Source organism: Streptomyces glaucescens (assembly GCF_002154375.1).
Classification (GTDB): Bacteria; Actinomycetota; Actinomycetes; order Streptomycetales; family Streptomycetaceae; genus Streptomyces; species Streptomyces glaucescens.
The window spans coordinates 1-402 of sequence record NZ_MUND01000644.1; the positions used below are offsets into that span (position 1 = coordinate 1).

Below are 402 nucleotides of genomic sequence, written 5' to 3' on the forward strand. Positions count from 1 at the left end.
TCAGGTGACCCACCGGTACACGGCACCGCTGCCGTCCCCGCACGCACGCTCCCCTCCCGCTCCCCACCGTTCTCGCAACCGATCGGCGTCGGACCACCGGCCGATGGTTCCGCCGCCCGCCGCCCGCCCCGGCACCAGGCGGCCGTTCGAAAGGAATCCCCTCACATGGACCGCCTCATCAACACCGTTCGCCCCTACCCCTGGGGCTCGCCCACCGCACTGCCCGCCCTGATGGGCACCACCCCGGACGGCTCACCGCAGGCGGAGCTGTGGATGGGCGCGCACCCCGGCGCTCCCTCCCGGGTGCAGCGCGAGGGACGTCCTCGAGGGCTGGACCGGATCATCGAGGAGGACCCGCGGGGCGAGTTGGGCGACACCGTCGTGCGTCGCTTCGGGCCGCGA

1 protein-coding gene is annotated in these 402 nt (G+C 73.9%); it reads left to right on the forward strand.

All coding sequences use genetic code 11. From position 1 onward, the window contains the following. Positions 1–165: 165 nt before the first annotated feature. Positions 166–402: type I phosphomannose isomerase catalytic subunit (locus CCN42_RS45045; RefSeq protein WP_339384453.1), on the forward strand; the 237-nt coding region annotated here is incomplete at its 3' end.